The sequence below is a fragment of the Francisella hispaniensis FSC454 genome, assembly GCF_001885235.1.
Taxonomy (GTDB): Bacteria; Pseudomonadota; Gammaproteobacteria; order Francisellales; family Francisellaceae; genus Francisella; species Francisella hispaniensis.
The window spans coordinates 222,031-242,583 of sequence record NZ_CP018093.1 but is presented as its reverse complement, the minus strand read 5'-3'; the positions used below and the strand labels follow the sequence as shown (position 1 = coordinate 242,583).

The following is a 20,553-nucleotide window of genomic DNA, read 5'->3' as shown; positions in this document are numbered from 1 at the left end:
ATATTAAACACGACGTTTTTTAGGAGGACGGCAACCGTTATGAGGTAATGGAGTCACATCTGTTATGCTTGTTACTTTCAAGTTTTTAGCGTTTAAAGCTCTAACAGCAGAGTCTCTACCTGAACCTGGTCCTTTTACTAAAACATCTACGTTTTTTACACCATACTCAGCAGCCATATCAGCAGCTCTCTCAGCAGCTACCTGAGCAGCGAAAGGTGTACTTTTTCTCGAACCTCTAAAGCCACTACCACCAGAAGTCGCCCAAGATAAAGCATTACCTTGTCTATCTGTAATAGTTACTATAGTGTTATTAAAAGATGAGTAAATATGAGCAACTGCATCAGTCACTACTCTTTTTACTTTTTTCTTTGATGATCTAACAGACTTAGCCATATAATCTACCCTTTAATCTTATAGTTATAATTGTATTTTACGCCTTAATTGGCTTTCTTGGACCCTTACGAGTACGTGCATTAGTCTTCGTTCTTTGTCCTCTTACAGGAAGGCTACGACGATGTCTTCTACCTCTGAAGCAGCCTAAGTCCATAAGTCTTTTTATGTCCATAGAAACTTCACGGCGTAAATCACCTTCTACCGTAAATTTAGCAACCTCTGTTCTTAAAGATTCAACCTGATCTTCTGATAAATCTTTAATCTTAACAGTTGGGTCTACATTGCAAGTTTGGCAAATTTGTTGCGCTCTTGTTTTACCTATTCCATAAATTGAAGTTAATCCTATCACTGTATGTTTATGAACAGGAATATTAACACCAGCTATACGAGCCATCTACTTCACTCCTAATAATTATTCTTAATTTAGTTGCTATCTCATGCAATTTGTAACTTGCTAGGATAGCTTTTTAAAAACAAATAATCAAGCTTTATTTAACTATGCTTGACTGACTATCCTTGTCTTTGCTTATGTCTAGGATCTGTACATATCACACGAACTACTCTATTGCGTTTGATAACTTTACAGTTTCTACACATTTTTTTAACTGAAGCTCTAACTTTCATTATATTTCTCCAAAAATATTTCTCTATTTTCTCTTACCACTAAGATTTGCTTTTTTTAGTAAAGAATCATATTGTGTTGACATCATATGCGATCTAACTTGAGCCATAAAGTCCATCATCACAACTACAACAATCAGCAAAGACGTACCACCAAATGTGAATGACAATCCTTGAGCAAAGAACTTCACCACAAAAATTGGTAATAAACATATAGCTGTGATATATAGTGAACCAACCAAAGTTAATCTAGTCATAACTGCATCTATATACTTAGCTGTTTGCTCACCAGGTCTCACACCAGAAATATAAGCACCTGATTTCTTTAAATTATCTGCTGTCTCTTTAGGATTAAATACCAACGAAGTATAAAAGAAACAGAAAAAGATAATTGTCGCAGCAAAAACTACTGTATAAACTATACTGCCTGGCTGCAACATTTCTGCAACATCTGCCAACCAGCTAAGTGAGTTATAATTAGATAACCAACCAAGCAACACACCAGGAACCATCAATATTGATGACGCAAAAATCGCTGGAATTACACCTGCCATGTTTAGCTTCAGAGGTAAGTGACTAGTTTGAGCAGCAAACATTTTTCTGCCTTGCTGTCTCTTAGCATAGTTTACTGTAATTTTCCTTTGAGCACTTTCCATAAATACTACAAATGCGATAACTAAAAGTAGCAAAATTAAAAGCACCCATACAGACAAGTAAGATATTACATGCTGGTTTGCTTGAGATAGAGTGTTTGAAATTTCAAATGGCAAGTTAGCAACAATACCTGAAAAGATTAGTAGTGAAATACCATTTCCCACACCTCTTTCAGTAATTTGCTCACCTAACCACATCAAAAACATACTACCTGTTGTAACAGAAACAATAGTCGTCAAATAAAATAACGCCATATTATTTGTAGTTACTAAACCATCTTGATGTAATACAAATGCAACAATACCAAATGATTGTACTATAGCCAAAGCAAGAGTTAAATATCTTGTATATTGAGTGATTTTCTTTTGGCCAGATTCACCTTCTTTTTTTAGCTCTATAAATTTTGGATATACAGCTGAAAGCATCTGAAAAATGATAGATGCCGAAATATAAGGCATCACACCCAATGCAAAGATACTCATTTGAGTAAGAGCGCCACCAGAGAACATATTAAACATACTCATCAAACCACCAGTTGATGAATGTTGATTTGAAATAATCTCCACTAACTTAGTAGGATCTATATTTGGTATAGGAATATACACTCCCAGTCTAAATACCAAGATAGCAATAACTACAAAAATTAGTCTAGATCTCAATTCGCCTGTTGTACCAGAAGCACTATTATACTTTGACATATCTCTAATCTTACTCTACTTTACCACCAGCTTTTTCGATAGCTTCTTTAGCACCTTTTGTGCAAGCTATACCTTTTAGGCTAACAGCTTTTTGGATTTCTCCACTAGCTATTACTTTCACTGTTTTGATATCTTTTCTAATAAGACCAAAATCTTTTAGAGTATCTAACGTAACCTCATCAGCAACGACATTATTTAATTCATGAAGTCTGATCTCAGCAACATATCTTTTAGATGCAGAAGTAAAACCAAATTTTGGTAGTCTTCTTTGTAAAGGCATTTGTCCACCTTCAAAACCTACTTTATGATAGCCACCTGAGCGCGCTTTTTGACCCTTATGACCTTTACCAGAAGTTTTACCTAAACCACTTCCGATACCACGACCTAGTCTTTTTGGAGCGCTTTTTGAGCCAGCAGCAGGAGCAAGTGTATTTAATTTCATTTTATACTACCCCTCTATCTTAACCATATAATATATTTTGTTAGCCATACCACGATTCTCAGGAGTATCTAGTACTTCTACTGTGTGGTTGATTTTTCTTAGGCCCAAACCCCTAGCTGAAGCTATATGGTTTTCTTTACGGCCAATTAGGCTTTTTACTAAAGTAACTTTAAATGTTTTAGCTTGAGTCATTTTTAATTACCCCTGAATCTCTTCAACAGAAAGACCTCTCTTCTCAGCGATCTCTTCTGGTGATTTAATTTTTGCCAAACCTGCAATAGTTGCTCTTACAACATTCGCTGGATTAGTTGAGCCATATGTTTTTGCTAAAACGTTGTGTACACCAACTGCTTCAAAAACAGAACGCATAGCACCACCAGCAATAATACCAGTACCCGCAGATGCTGGCTGCATGAATACTTTAGAAGCACCATGATTAGACATTACAGGATACCATAATGTATCATTGTTTAAGTTTACTGATACCATGTTCTTTTTAGCGTTTTCCATAGCTTTTTGGATAGCAGCAGGCACTTCTCTTGATTTACCTCTACCAACACCAATTCTACCTTTACCATCACCAACAACAGTTAAAGCAGCAAAGCTCATAATTCTACCACCTTTCACTGTTTTTGAGTGTCTTTTAACACTAACTAACTTTTCAATCAGTTCTTCGTTTTTTTTCACTTCATTAGACATAATGAATAATCATCCATATTTTATTTATTAAAACTGAAGACCATGCTCTCTAGCAGCTTCTGCTAAAGCTTTAACACGTCCATGATACTTATATCCAGATCTATCAAAAGCAACCTGAGAAATACCTTTTTCTTTACATCTATTAGCAATGATTTCACCCACAATAGCAGCAGATTCTACATTACCAGTATATTTACATTTTGCCTTAACATCTTTCTCTACAGTAGACGCAGCCACCAATACAGTAGAACCATCACCAGAAATCACCTGCGCATAAACGTGTCTTGGTGTTCTATAAACACAAAGTCTAGTATGACCAAGCTCTCTTAGTTTAATTCTAGTACGCTTACTACGATTTAAACGAGCAGTTTTTTTATCCATAATTATACTATCCCTTACCTAACTACTTCTTCTTAGCTTCTTTCTTCGCTACATACTCATCTTCGTAACGAACACCTTTACCTTTATAAGGCTCAGGTTTTCTATATTCTCTTATCTCTGAAGCTACCTTGCCTAAAAGCTCTTTATCAGCACCTTTTAGAATAATTTCTGTAGGAGCTGGAGTCTCAGCTGTTATACCTTGTGGCAACTTATATACTACAGGATGTGAGAAGCCTAAAGTAAGATTAAGCTCGTTACCTTGTGCTTTAGCACGATAACCAACACCAATAATTTTGAGCTTCCTTTCAAAACCTTTACTAACACCTTCTACCATATTACTAAGTATCGCTCTTGCAGTACCAGATTGCGCAACAGCATTTTTACTGTTATTATTTGGTGTTATAGTTGCAACATTATCAGCAACATTAAAAGTCACATCAGTAGAAAAAGTCTTACTTAAAGTTGCTTTTGCACCTTTAACTTCAACCTTGTTACCAGCAGCAACACTAATCGTAACACCGCTTGGGATAACAACAGGTTTTTTACCTATTCTTGACATATCAATCTCCTTCCAAACTTAAGCTACGTAGCCAATTATTTCGCCACCAACACCAAGATCTCTAGCCTTTCTATCACTTACTAAACCTTTTGATGTAGAAACAATAGCAACACCATAACCACCGTACACTTTAGGTAGGTCTGCGTGTGACTTATAGATTCTCAAACTTGGTCTAGAAACTCTTTTGATCATTTCAATAACAGGAACACCTGCATGATACTTAAGCTCTATTTCAATAGAAGGATGACCCATTGAAGTTGTACCTTTTGAACAACTTTTAATATAACCTTCGTTAACTAAAAAGTTCGCGATTTCCATTTTCATCTTTGAGAATGGTACAGAAACAAATTCTTTTTCAGCAGAAAGTCCGTTTCTGATTCTTGTAAACATATCCGCGATAGGATCTTGCATACTCATAACTTAAAATTCCTTATTACCAACTAGCCTTCTTCAAACCAGGAACATCACCTGCCATTGCATACTCTCTAAGCTTATTACGACATAAGCCGAATTTTCTGTACACAGCATGTGGTCTACCTGTAACTTTACATCTTCTTTGAACTCTAGAAGCTGATGAGTTTACCGGTAACTTTTGCAGTTTAATTTGAGCTTCCCATACTTGTTCTTCAGTAGAATTTATATCAAGAATAATAGCCTTAAGCTCAGCTCTTTTTTGAGCATATTTAGCTACTAATTTTTCTCTCTTTAACTCTCTCTGAATCATTGATTTTTTTGCCATTTAAAACCCCAATTTAGATTAAGACTTAAAAGGAAAACCAAATGCTTTTAGCAAAGCTCTTCCTTGGTCATCGTTTTTAGCTGTAGTAGTTATCGAAATATCTAAACCTCTGATAGAGTCAACTTTATCATAATCAATTTCAGGGAAAGAAATTTGCTCTCTCATACCTAAGCTATAATTACCTCTTCCATCAAAAGATTTAGCACTTAACCCCCTAAAATCTCTAATTCTAGGAATAGCAATTGTTATAAGTCTATCTAAAAATTCATACATACGATCGCCACGTAGTGTAACTTTAGCACCAATAGGCCATCCATCACGAATTTTGAAACCAGCAATTGATTTTTTAGACTTAGTAACAACTGGCTTTTGACCAGCAATAGCTGTCAAATCATTCAACGCAAAAGTCATAATTTTCTTATCTTTTGCAGCATCACCCACACCCATATTAAGAGTAATTTTCTTAATAGCAGGTACTTCCATTATATTATCTAAACCAAGCTCAGTCTTTAACTTAGCAACAAGCTCTTTTTGATAATAATCTTTTAATCTTGCCATAAAACCTAGTCCTATAAGTCTACAAGCTCGCCATTAGACTTAAAATAGCGAACCTTTTTCTCATCAACAAACTTATAACCCACTCTATCTGCTTTTTCAGTAGTTGGATTAAAGATAGCAACGTTAGATGCATCGACAGGAAGCTCTTTTTCAACAACCCCACCTTCAACACCTCTATTTGGATTAGGCTTAATATGTTTTTTAACAACATTTATGCCCTCAACCAAAACTAAAGAACCGCCTTTAGCGAATGACTTAACAACACCTCTGCGTCCTTTATCTTTTCCAGCGATAACTATTACATCATCACCTTTTTTTAATCTATTCATTATCTACACCTCAATAAATAACTATAATACTTCTGGTGCTAAAGATACGATCTTCATAAACTTCTCAGTACGAAGCTCCCTAGTAACAGGGCCAAAGATACGAGTCCCAATTGGTTGTCCGTTAGCATTTAGAAGCACGGCAGCATTGCCATCAAAACGAACTTTAGAACCATCTTTTCTACGTACACCTTTAGCTGTCCTAACAACAACAGCATTATATACAGATCCTTTTTTAGCCTTACCTCTTGGAGAAGCTTCTTTCACAGTTACTTTGATAACATCTCCTATAGATGCATATCTGCGATGAGAACCACCCAAAACTTTTATACACTCTACTCTCTTAGCGCCACTATTATCAGCAACTTGGAGTTCTGTTTGCATTTGAATCATACAAATAACCCTTATTTATTATTATATAAGACTGCAGAGTAATTTTGCAGTCTGATAAATATACCAATAAACAAAAATAAAATCAAATTTATTATTTTTCTCTATGGATAATATCGACTAAACACCACTTTTTAGTTTTTGAGTATGGTCTAGTTTCTTTGAACTTGATAACATCACCTTCTTTACATTCATTTTTCTCATCATGAACATAGTACTTTGTAGTTTTCTTAACGAACTTACCATACAAAGGGTGCTTAACATATCTTTCAGCTCTGACAACTACAGTTTTATCCATAGCTACGCTAGAAACTTTACCTTCTAACAATCTAATTTTATCGCTCATCTTTCAAGGCACCTATTTATTCTTTTCTGATATTATTGTATTTATACGAGCAATATCTCTTTTTGCACTTTTAAATAAGTGATTCTTTTTTAATTGCCCTGTACCTTTCTGCATACGAAGAGAAAATAATTGTTGCAATAACTCTATTTTCGCCTCTTGCAATTGGTCAATACTTTTACCTCTATAATCTTTTAAAGTATCTTTTCTTTTCATTACATCACCTGCTTTTCAACAAAAGTTGTCTGCACTGGCATTTTAGCAGCTGCTCTAGCAAAAGCCTCACGAGCCAACTCTTCTTTAACACCAGTAATCTCATATAGTACACGACCCGGTTGAATTTGAGCTACCCAATATTCAACTGAACCTTTACCTTTACCCATACGAACTTCAAGAGGCTTTTGTGTTATAGGCTTATCTGGGAAGATTCTAATCCAAATTTTACCACCACGCTTAATGTGACGGCTAATCGCTCTTCTTCCTGCCTCGATTTGTCTAGCAGTGATTCTACCTCTAGATGTCGCTTGAAGACCAAACTCACCAAAGCTTACTTTATTACCTCTGTGAGCTAAGCCTCTATTACGCAACTTCTGCTGTTTACGAAACTTTGTACGCTTAGGCTGTAGCATTATTTAGCTCCTTTTTTATTATTTTTCTTCTCAGCAATTTGACCTGGAAGGATTTCGCCTTTGTAGATCCAGACTTTAACACCAATGACACCATAAGTTGTTAAAGCTTCTGCTGTAGCATAATCCACATCCGCTCTAAATGTTTGTAGAGGAACTCTACCATCTCTAGCCCACTCAGAACGAGCAATTTCAGCACCACCTAAACGACCACTAACCATGATCTTGATACCTTTAGCACCTGATTTCATAGCAGCTTGCATTGCTTTTTTCATTGCTCTTCTAAACATTACTCTTTTCTCTAACTGTTGAGCAACGCTTTCAGCAACTAATTTAGCATCAATTTCTGGCTTACGCACTTCTTCAATATTTATCTGAACTGGAATACCCATCAGCTTATGAACCTCAGCACGCAACTTTTCAACATCCTCACCCTTCTTACCGATTACAATACCAGGTCTAGCTGTATGGATTGTAATCTTAGCATTTTGAGCAGGTCTCTCAATCTGAATCTTACTAACTGCTGCTGCTGCAAGTTTTTTGTGCAAAAACTCTCTAACCTTAATATCTTCATTAAGCTTAGTAGCGTAGCTAGAAGAGTCAGCATACCACGTTGAACGCCAGTCTCTTATATAACCTAAGCGAATACCATTAGGATTTACTTTTTGACCCATTTTTACTACACCCCTTATTTTTTCTCAGCAACTTTCACAGTTATATGTGAAGTTCTTTTTAGAATACGATTACCACGACCTTTTGCTCTAGCTTCAAAGCGCTTCATTGTAGGACCTTCATCAACGAAGATAGTTGACACAACTAGAGAGTCAACATCCATACCATCATTATGCTCAGCGTTAGCAACTGCAGAGCTCAAAACACCCTTGATCAATACTGCAGCTTTCTTATTGCTAAAAGTCAAAAGATTAATAGCTTGCTCAACAGGCAGACCTCTGATCTGATCAGCAACCAATCTACATTTCTGAGCTGAGATTCTTGCAAATTTTAATTTAGCTTGTACTTCCATGTATCTTAACCCCAACTATTTCTTCTTAGCTTTTTTATCAGCTGCATGACCACGGTAGTTACGAGTAACAACGAACTCACCCAACTTATGACCAACCATTTCTTCAGTCATAAGAACAGGCACGTGCTGCTGACCATTGTGTACAGCTATAGTTAAACCTATCATATCTGGCACAATCATTGATCTTCTTGACCATGTTTTGATTGGCTTTTTAGAATTACTTTCTTGCGCTTCAAAAACCTTCTTTAAAAGATGATGATCTACAAAAGGTCCTTTTTTTAATGAACGAGGCACAACCTTCTCCCTAATTACTTACGTTTTTGAACAATCAACTTATTAGAACGCTTATTTCTACGCGTCTTATAACCTTTAGTTGGGATACCCCATGGTGTAACTGGATGTCTACCACCAGAAGTACGTCCCTCACCACCACCATGTGGATGATCTACCGGGTTCATCGCCACACCTCTTACAGTAGGTCTTATACCTCTCCAGCGCTTAGCACCAGCCTTACCTAAAGATTTTAAGTTATGCTCAGAATTAGATACCACACCTATAACTGCTCTACAATCTAAAAGCACCCTTCTCATCTCACCTGATCTTAAACGAATAATTGCATAAGCATTATCCTTACCAACCAACTGAGCAAAAGCACCAGCACTTCTAATTAGCTGCGCACCTTTTTTAGGCTTCATTTCGATATTGTGTATAACTGTACCTAGAGGTATATTTCTAAGCGGCATACAATTACCTACAGCAACATCAACCTTCTCACCAGATACTACAGACATATCCTTCTTTAAACCTTTTGGTGCAATGATGTATCGTCTCTCACCATCAGCATAAAGAACTAAAGCAATATTTGCACTACGATTAGGATCGTACTCGATTCTCTCAACCCTAGCTGTAATCTCATCTTTATTTCTCTTGAAGTCTACTATACGGTAATGCTGCTTGTGACCACCACCTTGATGACGAACTGTAATTCTACCAGTATTATTTCTACCAGCCTTACTTTTCTTTACCTCTACTAAACCCTTAAACGGCTTACCTGTATGTAATTCTGTATTCTTTACGCTCACTACGTGGCGACGGCCAGGTGAAGTAGGTTTAGCTTTTTTTATTTCAATCATGATTATAAACCTTCTTTAAATTACTCTGCACCAACAAAATTGATATCATGTCCTTCAGCAAGCTTCACATAAGCTTTCTTCCAAGCCTTTGTTCTACCCTCAACACGACCAAATCTACGCGCCTTACCCTTAACGTTAAGGATATTCACAGACTCAACTTTTACCTCAAAAAGCTTCTCTACAGCATTTTTCACATCCTGCTTAGTTGCAGTTCTAGCTACTTCGAATACTATAGTTGAATTAGCATCTGAAAGACCATAAGTTTTATCAGAAATATGAGGTCTAACAACTGTTTTTAATAATTTTTCTTGAGAATTCATACTAGCTTCTCCTCTATTTCCTTGATAGCTTGCTTAGTGAAAACCACATTTTCAAAACAAACCAAAGAAACTGGATTAATTTCCACAGAATCACATACTGCTACATTCTTAAGGTTTCTAGAAGATAAGTATAAATTTTCATTAAACTCTTCTACACCAACAACAAAAAGAACGTCTTTAACACCTAATGAATCAACTATTGATTTAAATTCTTTTGTTTTAGGAGTTTCTAATTTCAATGATTCAACCACAGTCATTCTATCTGATCTTACAAGCTCAGATAATATAGATTTAACTGCACCTGAGTACATCTTACGATTTACTTTTTGCTTATAGCTTTTAGGCTTAGCTGCAAATGTAACACCACCCTTTCTGAAGATAGGCGAACGGATAGTACCAGCCCTTGCTCTACCTGTACCTTTTTGCCTCCAAGGCTTAGCACCACCACCAGAAACTTCTGATCTAGTTTTTTGAGCCTTTGTACCTTGACGAGCGCCTGCCATGTAGGCAACAACAACCTGGTGAATTAAGGCCTCGTTATAGTCTGCCGCAAAAACACCTTCTGCAACACCTAAAGACCCAGCCTCTTGACCAGCCAAAGATTTTATATTTAAGTCCACAACAACTCTCCGGTATAATTAATATTTATCTACTAACTCTTCACAGCTGGAGTAACGATAATATCTCCACCAACTGAACCAGGAATACCACCCTTTAAAAGCAATAAACCATTTTCCGCGTCCACTCTCACAACTTCAAGTGACTGAATAGTAACATTCTCGCTACCTAAATGACCAGCCATCTTCTTGTTCTTGAATACTCTACCTGGAGTTTGGTTTTGGCCAGTAGAACCGTGAACTCTGTGAGATAGTGAGTTACCATGAGTAGCATCTTGAGTTGCAAAGTTGTGACGCTTGACACCACCTTGAAAACCTTTACCTTTAGATACACCTCTGACATCAACCTTCTGACCTGCTTCGAAAATTGTAGCATCTATAGACGCACCAACCTCATATTCAGAAGCGTTATCAATAGTAAACTCCCATAAACCTCTACCTGGCTCAACACCAGCTTTCGCATAGTGACCTGCTACAGGCTTGTTTACATTAGAACGCTTTTTAAAACCAGTAGTTACTTGGATAGCATTATACCCATCTGTTTCAGCAGTCTTAACCTGAGTAACCTTATTAGCCTCAACTTGAACAACTGTTACAGGAATAGAAACACCATCTTCAGTAAATATACGAGTCATACCACATTTGCGACCAACCAATCCTAAAGACATTATTTAATCCTCTATTATTATTATATTAACCCTGTGATTACGATTGACCACAGAGACCTAATTAATACTATTTTTGAAAACTTTCAAAAAAGTAACGTATATATTAGCTTAAACTGATCTGAACATCAACACCTGACGCTAAATCTAGTTTCATAAGAGCATCTACAGTCTTATCTGTAGGTTCAACAATATCGATTAATCTCTTGTGAGTTCTAATCTCATATTGATCTCTTGCTTTCTTATTTACATGCGGAGAAATAAGAATTGTAAATCTCTCTTTACGCACCGGTAAAGGAATAGGTCCTTTAACTTGAGCCCCTGTCTTCTTAGCAGTATCAACAATTTCTTGTGTAGAAATATCAATAAGCTTATGATCAAAGGCTTTTAATCTAATTCTGATACGTTGATTATTTATAGCCATTTTAATTAATCCTTCTAAAATTATGAGTTACGTGTCTTGATGATTTCATCAGCAATATTATTTGGTACTTCAGCGTACTTCTTAAACTCCATAGAGAATGAAGCTCTACCTTGGCTTATAGAACGTACGTTAGTAGCATAACCAAACATTTCTGCCAGAGGAACTAGAGCATTGATAACTCTTCCACTTGGATTCTCATCCATACCCTCAATAATTCCTCTTCTTCTGTTTAGGTCTCCCATAACATCACCTAAGTAATCTTCTGGAGTCACAACCTCAACTTTCATGATTGGCTCAAGAATACAAGCATTAGCTTTCTTAGCACCTTCTTTTAATGCCATAGAACCAGCAATCTTAAACGCCATCTCAGATGAGTCAACATCATGATATGAACCATCATATAAAGTCGCCTTAACGCCAATCATAGGGTAGCCCGCTAGAACACCATTATTCAACTGCTCTTCAATACCTTTAGCAACTGAGCCAATATACTCTTTAGGAACTACACCACCAACAACCTCATCAACAAACTTGAAGACTTTAGCTTCGCCATTCTCATCAACTTCATCTAGAGGCTCAAATCTAACAAAAACGTGACCATACTGACCACGACCACCGGACTGACGCACAAACTTAGCTTCTTGCTCGACTTTTGATCTAATTGTTTCTCTGTATGCAACCTGTGGATTACCAACATTAGCCTCAACTTTAAACTCACGTCTCATACGATCAACGATAATATCCAAATGAAGCTCACCCATACCAGAGATAATTGTCTGACCACTCTCTTCGTCAGTTTTAACTCTAAATGATGGATCCTCTGCTGCAAGCTTACCTAAAGCTATTGACATCTTCTCTTGATCAGCTTTTGACTTAGGCTCAACAGCAACAGATATTACCGGCTCTGGGAAATCCATTTTTTCTAAGATTACAACATCTTCTTGATCACAAAGAGTATCACCAGTTGTAACATCTTTTAAACCAATACATGCTGCAATATCACCAGCGCGAACTTCTTTGATCTCATCACGCTTATTAGCATGCATCTGTACTATACGACCGACACGCTCTTTCTTACCCTTAACCGGATTGTAAACAGCATCACCAGACTTAAGCACTCCCGAGTAAACACGGATAAATGTTAGGTTACCAACAAATGGGTCTGTAGCTAGCTTAAATGCCAATGCTGCAAATGGTGCCTCATCAGATGATGGTCTAGAAGCTGGCTCACCATCTTCTGTTTCACACTTGATAGCTGGAACTTGGTTTGGCGCTGGCAGATATCTAACAACACCATCAAGAACAGCCTGAACACCTTTGTTTTTAAATGCTGAACCACAGAAAGCAAGAACGATTTCGTTATTAAGAACTCTAGCACGTAGACCTTGATGAATCTCATCTTCAGAAAGCTCACCACCTTCAAGGTATTTTTCCATAAGCTCTTCTGAAGCTTCTGCAGCTGCCTCGATCATCTCCATACGCAATTCTTCAGCTCTATCCTGAAGTTCCGCAGGGATATCAACAAGCTCATAAGTAAGACCCATGTCTTCCTCATTCCACATAATTGCTTTCATTCTGATAAGATCAATTACGCCTTTAAATTCTTCTTCAGCCCCAATATTTAATTGCACAGGAACAACATTTGCTTTTAATCTTGTTTTAATCTGAGCACATACTCTTTCAAAATCAGCGCCAGATCTATCCATCTTGTTAACAAATACAATTCTTGGCACACCATACTTGTTAGCTTGACGCCATACTGTCTCAGACTGAGGTTCAACTCCCGATGAACCACAGAAAACCACTACTGCACCATCAAGTACACGTAGCGAACGCTCAACCTCAATCGTGAAATCAACGTGACCCGGTGTGTCAATAATGTTAATACGATGTTTCTCAAACTGTTGATCCATACCAGACCAAAATGTAGTTGTCGCAGCAGAAGTAATTGTAATACCCCTTTCTTGCTCTTGCTCCATCCAGTCCATAGTAGCAGCGCCATCATGTACCTCACCAATCTTATGAGATAAACCTGTATAGAACAAAATACGCTCTGTAGTAGTCGTTTTACCTGCATCAACGTGAGCACAGATACCAATATTTCTATATTTTTCTAAAGCCGTATTACGAGGCATCTTCTAATCTCCTATTACCATCTAAAGTGAGCAAATGCTTTGTTAGCTTCAGCCATCTTATGAGTATCTTCTCTCTTCTTAACAGCAGCACCTCTACCCTCTACAGCTTCCAGAATTTCAGCAGCTATTCTATCACCCATAGTATTTTCCTTTCTCTTGCGCGCAGCATCAATAATCCATCTCATACCCAAAGTTTGACGACGCTCTGGTCTAACCTCTACAGGGACTTGATATGTAGCACCACCAACACGACGAGATTTAACTTCTACCATTGGACTAACACTTTCTAATGCTTTTTCAAACACCTCAACTTCCTTAGCTGAAGCATCTTTTGCTTTAATCTTATCAAACGCACCATATACGATTTTTTCTGCTATTGATTTTTTACCACTTAGCATAATATGGTTAACAAACTTAGCAACAACCTGACTCTTATACTTAGGATCAGGTAGAATATCTCTTTTAGGAGCTCTATTTCTTCTAGACATTTTTACACCTTCTTCAAATGTTAAATTTTAAACACAAATTAAGACTTAGGACGCTTTGTACCATACTTGGAACGACCGTGCTTACGATTATTAACACCTGAAGTATCTAAAGCACCCCTAACAATGTGGTAACGCACACCTGGCAAATCTTTTACCCTACCACCCCTGATAAGCACAACACTATGCTCTTGCAGGTTATGACCTTCGCCACCAATATAGCTTGTCACTTCAAATCCACTCGTCAATCTCACACGAGCCACTTTTCTAAGTGCTGAGTTAGGCTTTTTAGGAGTTGTAGTATAAACCCTAGTACAAACCCCTCTTCTTTGAGGACATGCCTTCAACGCAGGAACCTTAGACTTAACAACCGATCTCTTGCGAGGGTTGTTCACCAACTGATTTATAGTTGCCATTAGTTATTATTCTCCGTTTTTTATCAGTTTTTATATTAAATTAATCCAAATACTCGATAAGAGCATTTGCTATGCAAAAATAGCATTAGACAATAATAATATCAAAAAAGCAAAAAAAAGCAAAGAAAAAGTAATTAGTTATCCGAAGCACCAAAAACTGATTTAAAAGCCACATAGAGATAGTTACACATAGAATAAATCGTTAGTACAACCGCAACATAAAGCATCAAAAAGCCTAAGAATATGAACCAAGTATTGAAACTTGTATAGTCTATAGAATGTCTAAAATCTATAGCTGGTTTAATTAAAAATATAAATAATGCTGCCATTTGTGCTGCAGTCTTCACCTTACCCCAAACACCGACCTTAACAACACTACGCTGACCGAGTTCAGCCATCCATTCACGCAAAGCTGAAACAACGATCTCCCTACAAATCATCACAATAGCAGGTATAGTAGCCCACCAATATGGATACATCTCTATAAACAAACAAAGTGCTGTAGCAACAATAAGCTTATCAGCAACAGGATCTAAAAATGCACCTAGCTTACTAGTTTGTTTCCATTTACGTGCCAAATAACCATCTAACCAATCAGTCGCCGCCCCAAGTAAAAATAAAGTCGCCGTAATACCATGATGATGTGGAAAATTAAAATAATAACACACCACTATAAAAGGAATTAATATCAAACGACCAAAAGTCAGAATATTAGGGATATTAAAAAACATAAATCAAACCCCTGTATGTCCAAAGCCGCCAGTAGCTCGGGCACTTTGCTGTGAAAAATCTTCAACAATCTCAAAATTTGCTTGTACCACAGGAACAATTACAAGCTGAGCAAATCTCATTAGCGGTTCTATCTCAATAGTCTCTTGTGAGCGATTAAAACAAGAAACCATAAGCTCACCCTGATAATCAGAATCTATAAGCCCCGTACCATTACCTAGTACCAAACCTTTCTTATGTCCCAAACCAGATCTTGGTAAAATCATTGCCGCATAACTTGGATTAGCAATATTAATAGCTATACCAGTTGCAACAAGTTTGCATTCACCTGGCTTGAGAAAAACACTCTCAGAGATACATGCTCTTAAGTCAATAGCTGCTGAACCTTCAGTCGCATAGCTAGGTAACTCTTTTATAAGTTCTTTATTTAAAATTTTTAGCTCTACCTTCATATATCTCCCCTTAAAAAATAAAAACTCCCGCTAAGTAACCAAGCAGCACAAATATTGGTAAAGTTGGCATATATCCATCCAACCTATCAAGTACACCACCATGTCCAGGCAAAATACTACCACTATCTTTAACACCAGCTATTCGCTTCATCATACTCTCAAAAACATCACCTACAACAGATAACAACGCTATTAAAGCAGACACTATCACCATATAAATATACTGACCAAAACTTAAATTCATATACATAAGAAAAATCACTGCAACAATAACAGCGCAAATCAAACCTCCCAATAAACCTTCAATAGTTTTATTCGGACTTAGTCGCGGCAACATTTTACGTTTGCCAATAGCCTTACCAGTAAAATATGCTCCACTATCAGCTGCAGCAATTACCAAAATAAACATAAATATCCATGCAACACCATTAGCATGCAATATATATAAAGCCGCAGCAAAAGGAGATATAGTAAACATTCCCATCACTAGCATTTCATTAATTGCTATTGTATTGATTTTCTCACGCTCATAGCTAGCTAATTTATAAATTGCATACAGCCAAAATATTGGAAAAATATACTGAAGATATATAAAAAATTGTGCAACTACAAAAACCACTATCGTAAATATAATAAGATTCTTGAATATTGCTCGCTGATCAATTTTTGTAAGTTTTAGCCATTCATATGCTGACAATAAAGCAACTAAAAATACACCAACACCAAACAGATAGTCAGAAGCAAAAACCAAAAAACTAAAAACCACAGCGACTAAAACTATACCAGTCACAATCCTTTCTTTCATAAATTCCTCTTAATTAAATTTGTTCACCACTTTTGCCGAATCTTCTTTGGCGAGAATAAAAATATTCAACAGCCTTAATTAATTCTTGCTTAGAAAAATCTGGCCACATGATATCTGTAAAATACATCTCCGCATAGGCTAACTGCCACAACATAAAATCACTCAGACGCACTTCTCCACTTGTACGAATAAGTAAGTCGACAGGCATATCACCTCCAACCAAATATTTAGCGAAACTGTTCTGATCAATCTCATCAACACCAAGCTTACCAGTATCAACTTCTCTAGCAATAGCTTTAGTAGCCTCAACTATATCCCATCGACCAGCATAATCAACAGCTAATCTAAGCTTTAGTCCCGTATTTGACTTAGTTAATGACTCACTACATTCAATCATACTAATAAGCTTATCAGATAAGCGTGAGCGATCTCCAACAACAGTAAGAACAATATTATTATCATGTAGCTTTGGAGTCTTATCTTTTAGAGTTTTATAAAAAAGATCCATAAGATCAGCGACCTCTTGAGCAGGTCTTAGCCAATTATCTCGACCAAAAGCAAAAAGAGTAAGTATTTCAATATTATTTTCAACACAGTACTCTATAGTTGCATCAACACTCGAGACCGAATTTCTATGACCAAATATTCTCGGCTTTAATCTACTCTTTGCCCACCGACCATTACCATCCATAATAATAGCAAGATGCCTTAGAATATTTTCTTTAGCCGATGTCATAAATATTATGAAAAAAATTAAGTTAGCTAAATGATAAGAAAGAATAAACAAAAATACAAGTTATTATTGGGAAATCTAAGCAATTACACAGCCATTAGATCTTGTTCTTTTTTAGCTGCAAGAGCATCAGCCTGAGCAATCATTTTATCAGTAATCTTCTGAATATCATCTTCAGCTTTTTTAGCTTGATCCTCAGTGATTTCTTTTTCTTTTAGAAGTTCTTTGATATCACCATTAGCATCACGACGAATATTTCTGATAGACACCCTACCCGCTTCTGTTTCAGATTTGACTAGTTTAACTAATTCTTTTCTTCTCTCCTCATTCAAAGCAGGCATAGGAACTCTTAATGAATCACCCAAGTTAGTAGGATTAAGCCCAAGATCAGAAGTCAATATCGCTTTTTCAATCTTGCTTGATAAACCTTTTTCCCAAGGAGTAATCCCCAAAGTTCTAGCATCAAGAACTGTTATATTAGCTGCTTGAGATATTGGCGTCTCAACACCATAATAGTCTATTGTAACATGTGCCAATAGATCAGGATGCGCTCTACCAGTTCTAATTTTTGCTAAATCATCAGCTAAAACCTCTAATGATTTTTTCATTCTACTCTCAGCATCTTTTAGAATCTCATTTATCATAAAAAATAATCCTTTTAAAAAATTAATTAGTCTAAAGTAACCCAAGTACCATACTTTGAGTCCAAAACAGCATCAACTAAAGCGTTAGGCTGAGTTAAATCAAATACATATATCGGAATACCGAAATCTCTACACTGAGTAAATGCCCCCAAATCCATCACATTAAGTTCTTTACTAACCACTTCCGAGAAAGTTACTTTAGTAAAGCGCTTAGCATCTGAATATTTGTTTGGATCTTTATCATATACACCATCAACCGTTGTGGCTTTTAACAAGGCATCAGCGCCAATCTCAACAGCTCTCAAACTAGCGGTAGTATCAGTTGTCACAAATGGGTTACCAGTACCCCCTGCGAATATCAAAACCTTTCCTTTGGCAAGTTCTTGATTAAACTCATGTGCGCTAGCAACTTTTAATAAGCCATCCAAGCCTTTTGCTGAAAAAGCCTCAGCGTCAACACCTTCACTGATAAGCATATCTCGAAGAGCTAGCGCGTTTATCATAGTAGCAATCATACCCATTGAGTCAGCTGTAGCTCTTCTAATCTTGTCATCAAAATTAGCTTTGCCACCACGTAAGATATTACCACCACCAACAACTATTGCCAACTCTACACCCAAATCAGTGAGAGTTTTAATTTGATTTATGATAGGTTGAGCAGATTTAACACTTATACCAAAACCTTGATCTGCTGATAAAGATTCTCCACTTAATTTAAGAAGAATTCTCTTAAGTTTAGGAAGTTTTTGAGAACACTCTGACGAATCATTAGACATATATTAACCTTTAATTTGACTCATCACCTCTGCTGCGAAGTCTTCTTCCTTCTTCTCGATACCTTCACCAACATCCAATCTAATAAAGTTAACTACTTTAGCACCTTTATCTTTAACTAGCTTTTCAACCTTAATTGCAGGATCTTTAACAAAATCTTGACCTAAAAGAGCAACTTCATCTAAGAACTTACGAATTCTACCAACGATCATCTTTTCAATGATCTCAACAGGCTTACCACTCTCTTTAGCTTGAGCTGTAAAGATCTCTTTTTCTTTAGCAACAACATCTGCTGGTACTTGATCGCCAGATACAACCATAGGGTTTGCAGCAGCAACATGCATAGCAACATCTTTAGCAAGATCTTCGTCACCGCCCTCTAGAGCAGCAACAACACCTATCTTACCACCATGAATGTAAGCACCTAAAGTATTAGCTTCAACAGTCTTAACTCTACGCACTTGAATATTCTCACCGATTTTAGCAATTAGTGACTTTCTAGCTTCTTCAACAGTTTCGCCATTTGAAGTTTTAGCAGCCAAAACTTCTTCGATAGTCTTAGCATGAGCAGTATGAGCAGCTTTTACAGCTTCTTGAGCAAACTTCTTGAAAGTCTCATCTCTAGCAACGAAATCAGTCTCTGAATTGATCTCAAGCAAAATAGCTCTACCGTCAGCAGCATAAACTTCGATAACACCCTCAGCAGCAACGCGTGAAGCTTTCTTATCAGCTTTTGCTTGACCAGAAATTCTCATTTCTTCAGCAGCTTTTTCAATATCCCCAGCAGCGGCAACTAGAGCTTTTTTACACTCCATCATACCCGCACCAGTTCTTTCTCTAAGTTCTTTTACTAATTTAGCAGAAATATTTGACATTGTTTTATCCTTGTTTGTTTCTTATGCTTGAGCAGCTTCATCAGCTTTTGCTTCTACTGCTCTATCTAGACCTTGAGCATCAATAACAGCATCAGCAAATTTTTTCATATAAAAAGATATTGACTTAACAGCATCATCATTACCTGGAATAATGTAATCGATACCTTCCGGAGTTGAGTTTGTATCTACGATTGATACAACTTTAATACCTAACTTTTGAGCTTCTTGAATAGCAATATGCTCTTTATTGCTATCGATAACAACGATTGCATCAGGTAAACCACCCATTTCTTTGATACCACCAAGAACCTTCTCTAATTTTTCGATAGTTCTGATATTTTGTAGCATCTCTTTTTTAGTTAAAGATTCTAAAGTACCATCTTCTCTCATTTTTTCTAACTGAGCTAGTCTCTTGATAGATTGTCTAACAGTTTTGTAGTTAGTAAGCATACCACCTAACCATCTGTGGCTCACATACGGCATACCACATCTTTTAGCTTCAGCTTCAACGATATCTTGTGCTTGTCTTTTTGTACCAACAAATAGAATTTTTCCACCGTTAGCAACAGTTTTACCAACAAAGTTAACTGCATCTTGGAAAAGTGGAACTGTTTTTTCCAAATTAATGATATGTACACCATGGTTAATACCAAAGATGTATTCTTTCATTTGTGGATTCCAGAAAGCTTTTTTGTGTCCGAAGTGAACACCTGCAGATAACATTTCTTTCATTAAAGACATTTTTATTTTCCTTATTTGGGTTATATCTAGTACCTTAGCTATGCCAAATATCCTTAAGGACACCCTTTGACATAAGCATTTAACAAGATACATGATTTATTAGTTAAACACTACTTATACTCAAATACAAAGTACAAGCGGTAAGATTCTAC

36 protein-coding genes are annotated in these 20,553 nt (G+C 36.7%); all 36 read right to left on the bottom strand.

The annotated features are described in order from the left end of the window. Window positions 1-3: 3 nt before the first annotated feature. Window positions 4-393 carry a 30S ribosomal protein S11 gene (gene rpsK / locus FSC454_RS01255; protein ID WP_014547572.1) on the bottom strand — a complete coding sequence of 130 codons (390 nt, stop codon included), beginning with the start codon at window positions 391-393 and terminating at the stop codon, window positions 4-6. A gap of 37 nt (window positions 394-430) precedes the next feature. Continuing rightward, window positions 431-787: a 30S ribosomal protein S13 gene (gene rpsM, locus FSC454_RS01250; RefSeq protein WP_014547571.1), complete on the bottom strand. Its 357-nt coding sequence runs from the start codon at window positions 785-787 to the stop codon at window positions 431-433. Between the two features lie 116 nt (window positions 788-903). Next, entirely contained in the window at window positions 904-1,017 is a 114-nt protein-coding gene (rpmJ, locus tag FSC454_RS01245) for a 50S ribosomal protein L36 (RefSeq protein WP_003017816.1), read from the bottom strand. Window positions 1,018-1,040: 23 nt separating this feature from the next. Then, window positions 1,041-2,366: a preprotein translocase subunit SecY gene (gene secY / locus FSC454_RS01240; RefSeq protein ID WP_014547570.1), complete on the bottom strand. Its 1,326-nt coding sequence runs from the start codon at window positions 2,364-2,366 to the stop codon at window positions 1,041-1,043. 10 nt (window positions 2,367-2,376) lie between these two features. Then, the gene (rplO, locus tag FSC454_RS01235) at window positions 2,377-2,808 is read right to left on the bottom strand and encodes a 50S ribosomal protein L15 (protein WP_003032892.1); all 432 of its coding nucleotides are present in this window, start codon (window positions 2,806-2,808) and stop codon (window positions 2,377-2,379) included. A gap of 6 nt (window positions 2,809-2,814) precedes the next feature. Beyond that, window positions 2,815-3,000, bottom strand: coding sequence for a 50S ribosomal protein L30 (gene rpmD, locus FSC454_RS01230; protein ID WP_003014363.1), 186 nt, complete (start codon window positions 2,998-3,000; stop codon window positions 2,815-2,817). A 6-nt stretch (window positions 3,001-3,006) separates the two neighbouring features. Further along, window positions 3,007-3,507 (bottom strand): 30S ribosomal protein S5, encoded by a 501-nt coding sequence (gene rpsE, locus FSC454_RS01225; protein ID WP_014547569.1) that lies wholly within the window; start codon window positions 3,505-3,507, stop codon window positions 3,007-3,009. 27 nt (window positions 3,508-3,534) lie between these two features. Then, a complete protein-coding gene (gene rplR / locus FSC454_RS01220; RefSeq protein ID WP_014547568.1) occupies window positions 3,535-3,888 on the bottom strand; it encodes a 50S ribosomal protein L18 in 354 nt (117 codons plus the stop codon). Between the two features lie 22 nt (window positions 3,889-3,910). After that, window positions 3,911-4,447, bottom strand: coding sequence for a 50S ribosomal protein L6 (gene rplF, locus FSC454_RS01215; RefSeq protein ID WP_066045876.1), 537 nt, complete (start codon window positions 4,445-4,447; stop codon window positions 3,911-3,913). A gap of 18 nt (window positions 4,448-4,465) precedes the next feature. Further along, complete coding sequence (gene rpsH / locus FSC454_RS01210; RefSeq protein ID WP_014547566.1) at window positions 4,466-4,864, bottom strand: 30S ribosomal protein S8; 399 nt, start codon at window positions 4,862-4,864, stop codon at window positions 4,466-4,468. A gap of 16 nt (window positions 4,865-4,880) precedes the next feature. Continuing rightward, window positions 4,881-5,186, bottom strand: coding sequence for a 30S ribosomal protein S14 (rpsN, locus tag FSC454_RS01205; protein WP_004286604.1), 306 nt, complete (start codon window positions 5,184-5,186; stop codon window positions 4,881-4,883). An 18-nt stretch (window positions 5,187-5,204) separates the two neighbouring features. Next, a complete protein-coding gene (rplE, locus tag FSC454_RS01200; protein ID WP_003014352.1) occupies window positions 5,205-5,744 on the bottom strand; it encodes a 50S ribosomal protein L5 in 540 nt (179 codons plus the stop codon). Between the two features lie 11 nt (window positions 5,745-5,755). Then, window positions 5,756-6,073 (bottom strand): 50S ribosomal protein L24, encoded by a 318-nt coding sequence (gene rplX / locus FSC454_RS01195; RefSeq protein WP_066045878.1) that lies wholly within the window; start codon window positions 6,071-6,073, stop codon window positions 5,756-5,758. Between the two features lie 21 nt (window positions 6,074-6,094). Continuing rightward, window positions 6,095-6,463 carry a 50S ribosomal protein L14 gene (rplN, locus tag FSC454_RS01190; RefSeq protein ID WP_003014346.1) on the bottom strand — a complete coding sequence of 123 codons (369 nt, stop codon included), beginning with the start codon at window positions 6,461-6,463 and terminating at the stop codon, window positions 6,095-6,097. A 91-nt stretch (window positions 6,464-6,554) separates the two neighbouring features. Further along, window positions 6,555-6,806 carry a 30S ribosomal protein S17 gene (gene rpsQ, locus FSC454_RS01185; RefSeq protein WP_014547564.1) on the bottom strand — a complete coding sequence of 84 codons (252 nt, stop codon included), beginning with the start codon at window positions 6,804-6,806 and terminating at the stop codon, window positions 6,555-6,557. Between the two features lie 12 nt (window positions 6,807-6,818). Next, entirely contained in the window at window positions 6,819-7,019 is a 201-nt protein-coding gene (gene rpmC, locus FSC454_RS01180) for a 50S ribosomal protein L29 (protein ID WP_003017801.1), read from the bottom strand. Beyond that, window positions 7,019-7,432, bottom strand: coding sequence for a 50S ribosomal protein L16 (rplP, locus tag FSC454_RS01175; protein ID WP_003027191.1), 414 nt, complete (start codon window positions 7,430-7,432; stop codon window positions 7,019-7,021). The genes rpmC and rplP overlap by 1 nt, the downstream gene beginning before the upstream one ends. Beyond that, window positions 7,432-8,103: a 30S ribosomal protein S3 gene (gene rpsC, locus FSC454_RS01170; protein ID WP_011733588.1), complete on the bottom strand. Its 672-nt coding sequence runs from the start codon at window positions 8,101-8,103 to the stop codon at window positions 7,432-7,434. The genes rplP and rpsC overlap by 1 nt, the downstream gene beginning before the upstream one ends. 14 nt (window positions 8,104-8,117) lie before the next feature. After that, on the bottom strand, window positions 8,118-8,453 hold the full coding sequence (gene rplV / locus FSC454_RS01165; protein WP_014547563.1) for a 50S ribosomal protein L22: 336 nt from the start codon (window positions 8,451-8,453) through the stop codon (window positions 8,118-8,120). A gap of 15 nt (window positions 8,454-8,468) precedes the next feature. Continuing rightward, window positions 8,469-8,747 carry a 30S ribosomal protein S19 gene (gene rpsS / locus FSC454_RS01160; protein WP_003027195.1) on the bottom strand — a complete coding sequence of 93 codons (279 nt, stop codon included), beginning with the start codon at window positions 8,745-8,747 and terminating at the stop codon, window positions 8,469-8,471. A gap of 14 nt (window positions 8,748-8,761) precedes the next feature. After that, window positions 8,762-9,586 (bottom strand): 50S ribosomal protein L2, encoded by an 825-nt coding sequence (gene rplB / locus FSC454_RS01155; protein WP_014547562.1) that lies wholly within the window; start codon window positions 9,584-9,586, stop codon window positions 8,762-8,764. A 20-nt stretch (window positions 9,587-9,606) separates the two neighbouring features. Then, a complete protein-coding gene (gene rplW, locus FSC454_RS01150) occupies window positions 9,607-9,906 on the bottom strand; it encodes a 50S ribosomal protein L23 (RefSeq protein WP_014547561.1) in 300 nt (99 codons plus the stop codon). Further along, a complete protein-coding gene (gene rplD, locus FSC454_RS01145) occupies window positions 9,903-10,526 on the bottom strand; it encodes a 50S ribosomal protein L4 (protein ID WP_014547560.1) in 624 nt (207 codons plus the stop codon). The genes rplW and rplD overlap by 4 nt, the downstream gene beginning before the upstream one ends. A gap of 32 nt (window positions 10,527-10,558) precedes the next feature. After that, on the bottom strand, window positions 10,559-11,191 hold the full coding sequence (gene rplC, locus FSC454_RS01140; RefSeq protein ID WP_066045881.1) for a 50S ribosomal protein L3: 633 nt from the start codon (window positions 11,189-11,191) through the stop codon (window positions 10,559-10,561). Window positions 11,192-11,294: 103 nt separating this feature from the next. Then, window positions 11,295-11,612, bottom strand: a complete 318-nt coding sequence (gene rpsJ / locus FSC454_RS01135; protein WP_003027204.1) for a 30S ribosomal protein S10 — start codon at window positions 11,610-11,612, stop codon at window positions 11,295-11,297. 20 nt (window positions 11,613-11,632) lie between these two features. Continuing rightward, entirely contained in the window at window positions 11,633-13,747 is a 2,115-nt protein-coding gene (gene fusA, locus FSC454_RS01130; RefSeq protein ID WP_066045883.1) for an elongation factor G, read from the bottom strand. Window positions 13,748-13,761: 14 nt separating this feature from the next. Beyond that, complete coding sequence (gene rpsG / locus FSC454_RS01125; RefSeq protein WP_014547557.1) at window positions 13,762-14,235, bottom strand: 30S ribosomal protein S7; 474 nt, start codon at window positions 14,233-14,235, stop codon at window positions 13,762-13,764. Window positions 14,236-14,273: 38 nt separating this feature from the next. Next, a complete protein-coding gene (gene rpsL, locus FSC454_RS01120) occupies window positions 14,274-14,648 on the bottom strand; it encodes a 30S ribosomal protein S12 (protein ID WP_003035357.1) in 375 nt (124 codons plus the stop codon). Between the two features lie 134 nt (window positions 14,649-14,782). After that, the gene (gene pgsA, locus FSC454_RS01115) at window positions 14,783-15,379 is read right to left on the bottom strand and encodes a CDP-diacylglycerol--glycerol-3-phosphate 3-phosphatidyltransferase (RefSeq protein ID WP_066045886.1); all 597 of its coding nucleotides are present in this window, start codon (window positions 15,377-15,379) and stop codon (window positions 14,783-14,785) included. Window positions 15,380-15,382: 3 nt separating this feature from the next. Then, on the bottom strand, window positions 15,383-15,829 hold the full coding sequence (dut, locus tag FSC454_RS01110; protein ID WP_014547555.1) for a dUTP diphosphatase: 447 nt from the start codon (window positions 15,827-15,829) through the stop codon (window positions 15,383-15,385). Between the two features lie 10 nt (window positions 15,830-15,839). Further along, window positions 15,840-16,634: a phosphatidate cytidylyltransferase gene (locus tag FSC454_RS01105; protein ID WP_014547554.1), complete on the bottom strand. Its 795-nt coding sequence runs from the start codon at window positions 16,632-16,634 to the stop codon at window positions 15,840-15,842. A gap of 13 nt (window positions 16,635-16,647) precedes the next feature. Then, window positions 16,648-17,370: a polyprenyl diphosphate synthase gene (gene uppS, locus FSC454_RS01100; RefSeq protein ID WP_066045888.1), complete on the bottom strand. Its 723-nt coding sequence runs from the start codon at window positions 17,368-17,370 to the stop codon at window positions 16,648-16,650. Window positions 17,371-17,453: 83 nt separating this feature from the next. Next, on the bottom strand, window positions 17,454-18,011 hold the full coding sequence (gene frr / locus FSC454_RS01095) for a ribosome recycling factor (RefSeq protein WP_066045892.1): 558 nt from the start codon (window positions 18,009-18,011) through the stop codon (window positions 17,454-17,456). 26 nt (window positions 18,012-18,037) lie between these two features. After that, window positions 18,038-18,787, bottom strand: coding sequence for a UMP kinase (pyrH, locus tag FSC454_RS01090; RefSeq protein ID WP_066045895.1), 750 nt, complete (start codon window positions 18,785-18,787; stop codon window positions 18,038-18,040). A gap of 3 nt (window positions 18,788-18,790) precedes the next feature. Further along, window positions 18,791-19,660: a translation elongation factor Ts gene (tsf, locus tag FSC454_RS01085; RefSeq protein WP_066045900.1), complete on the bottom strand. Its 870-nt coding sequence runs from the start codon at window positions 19,658-19,660 to the stop codon at window positions 18,791-18,793. Window positions 19,661-19,681: 21 nt separating this feature from the next. Continuing rightward, on the bottom strand, window positions 19,682-20,401 hold the full coding sequence (rpsB, locus tag FSC454_RS01080; RefSeq protein WP_014547549.1) for a 30S ribosomal protein S2: 720 nt from the start codon (window positions 20,399-20,401) through the stop codon (window positions 19,682-19,684). Window positions 20,402-20,553 lie beyond the last annotated feature (152 nt).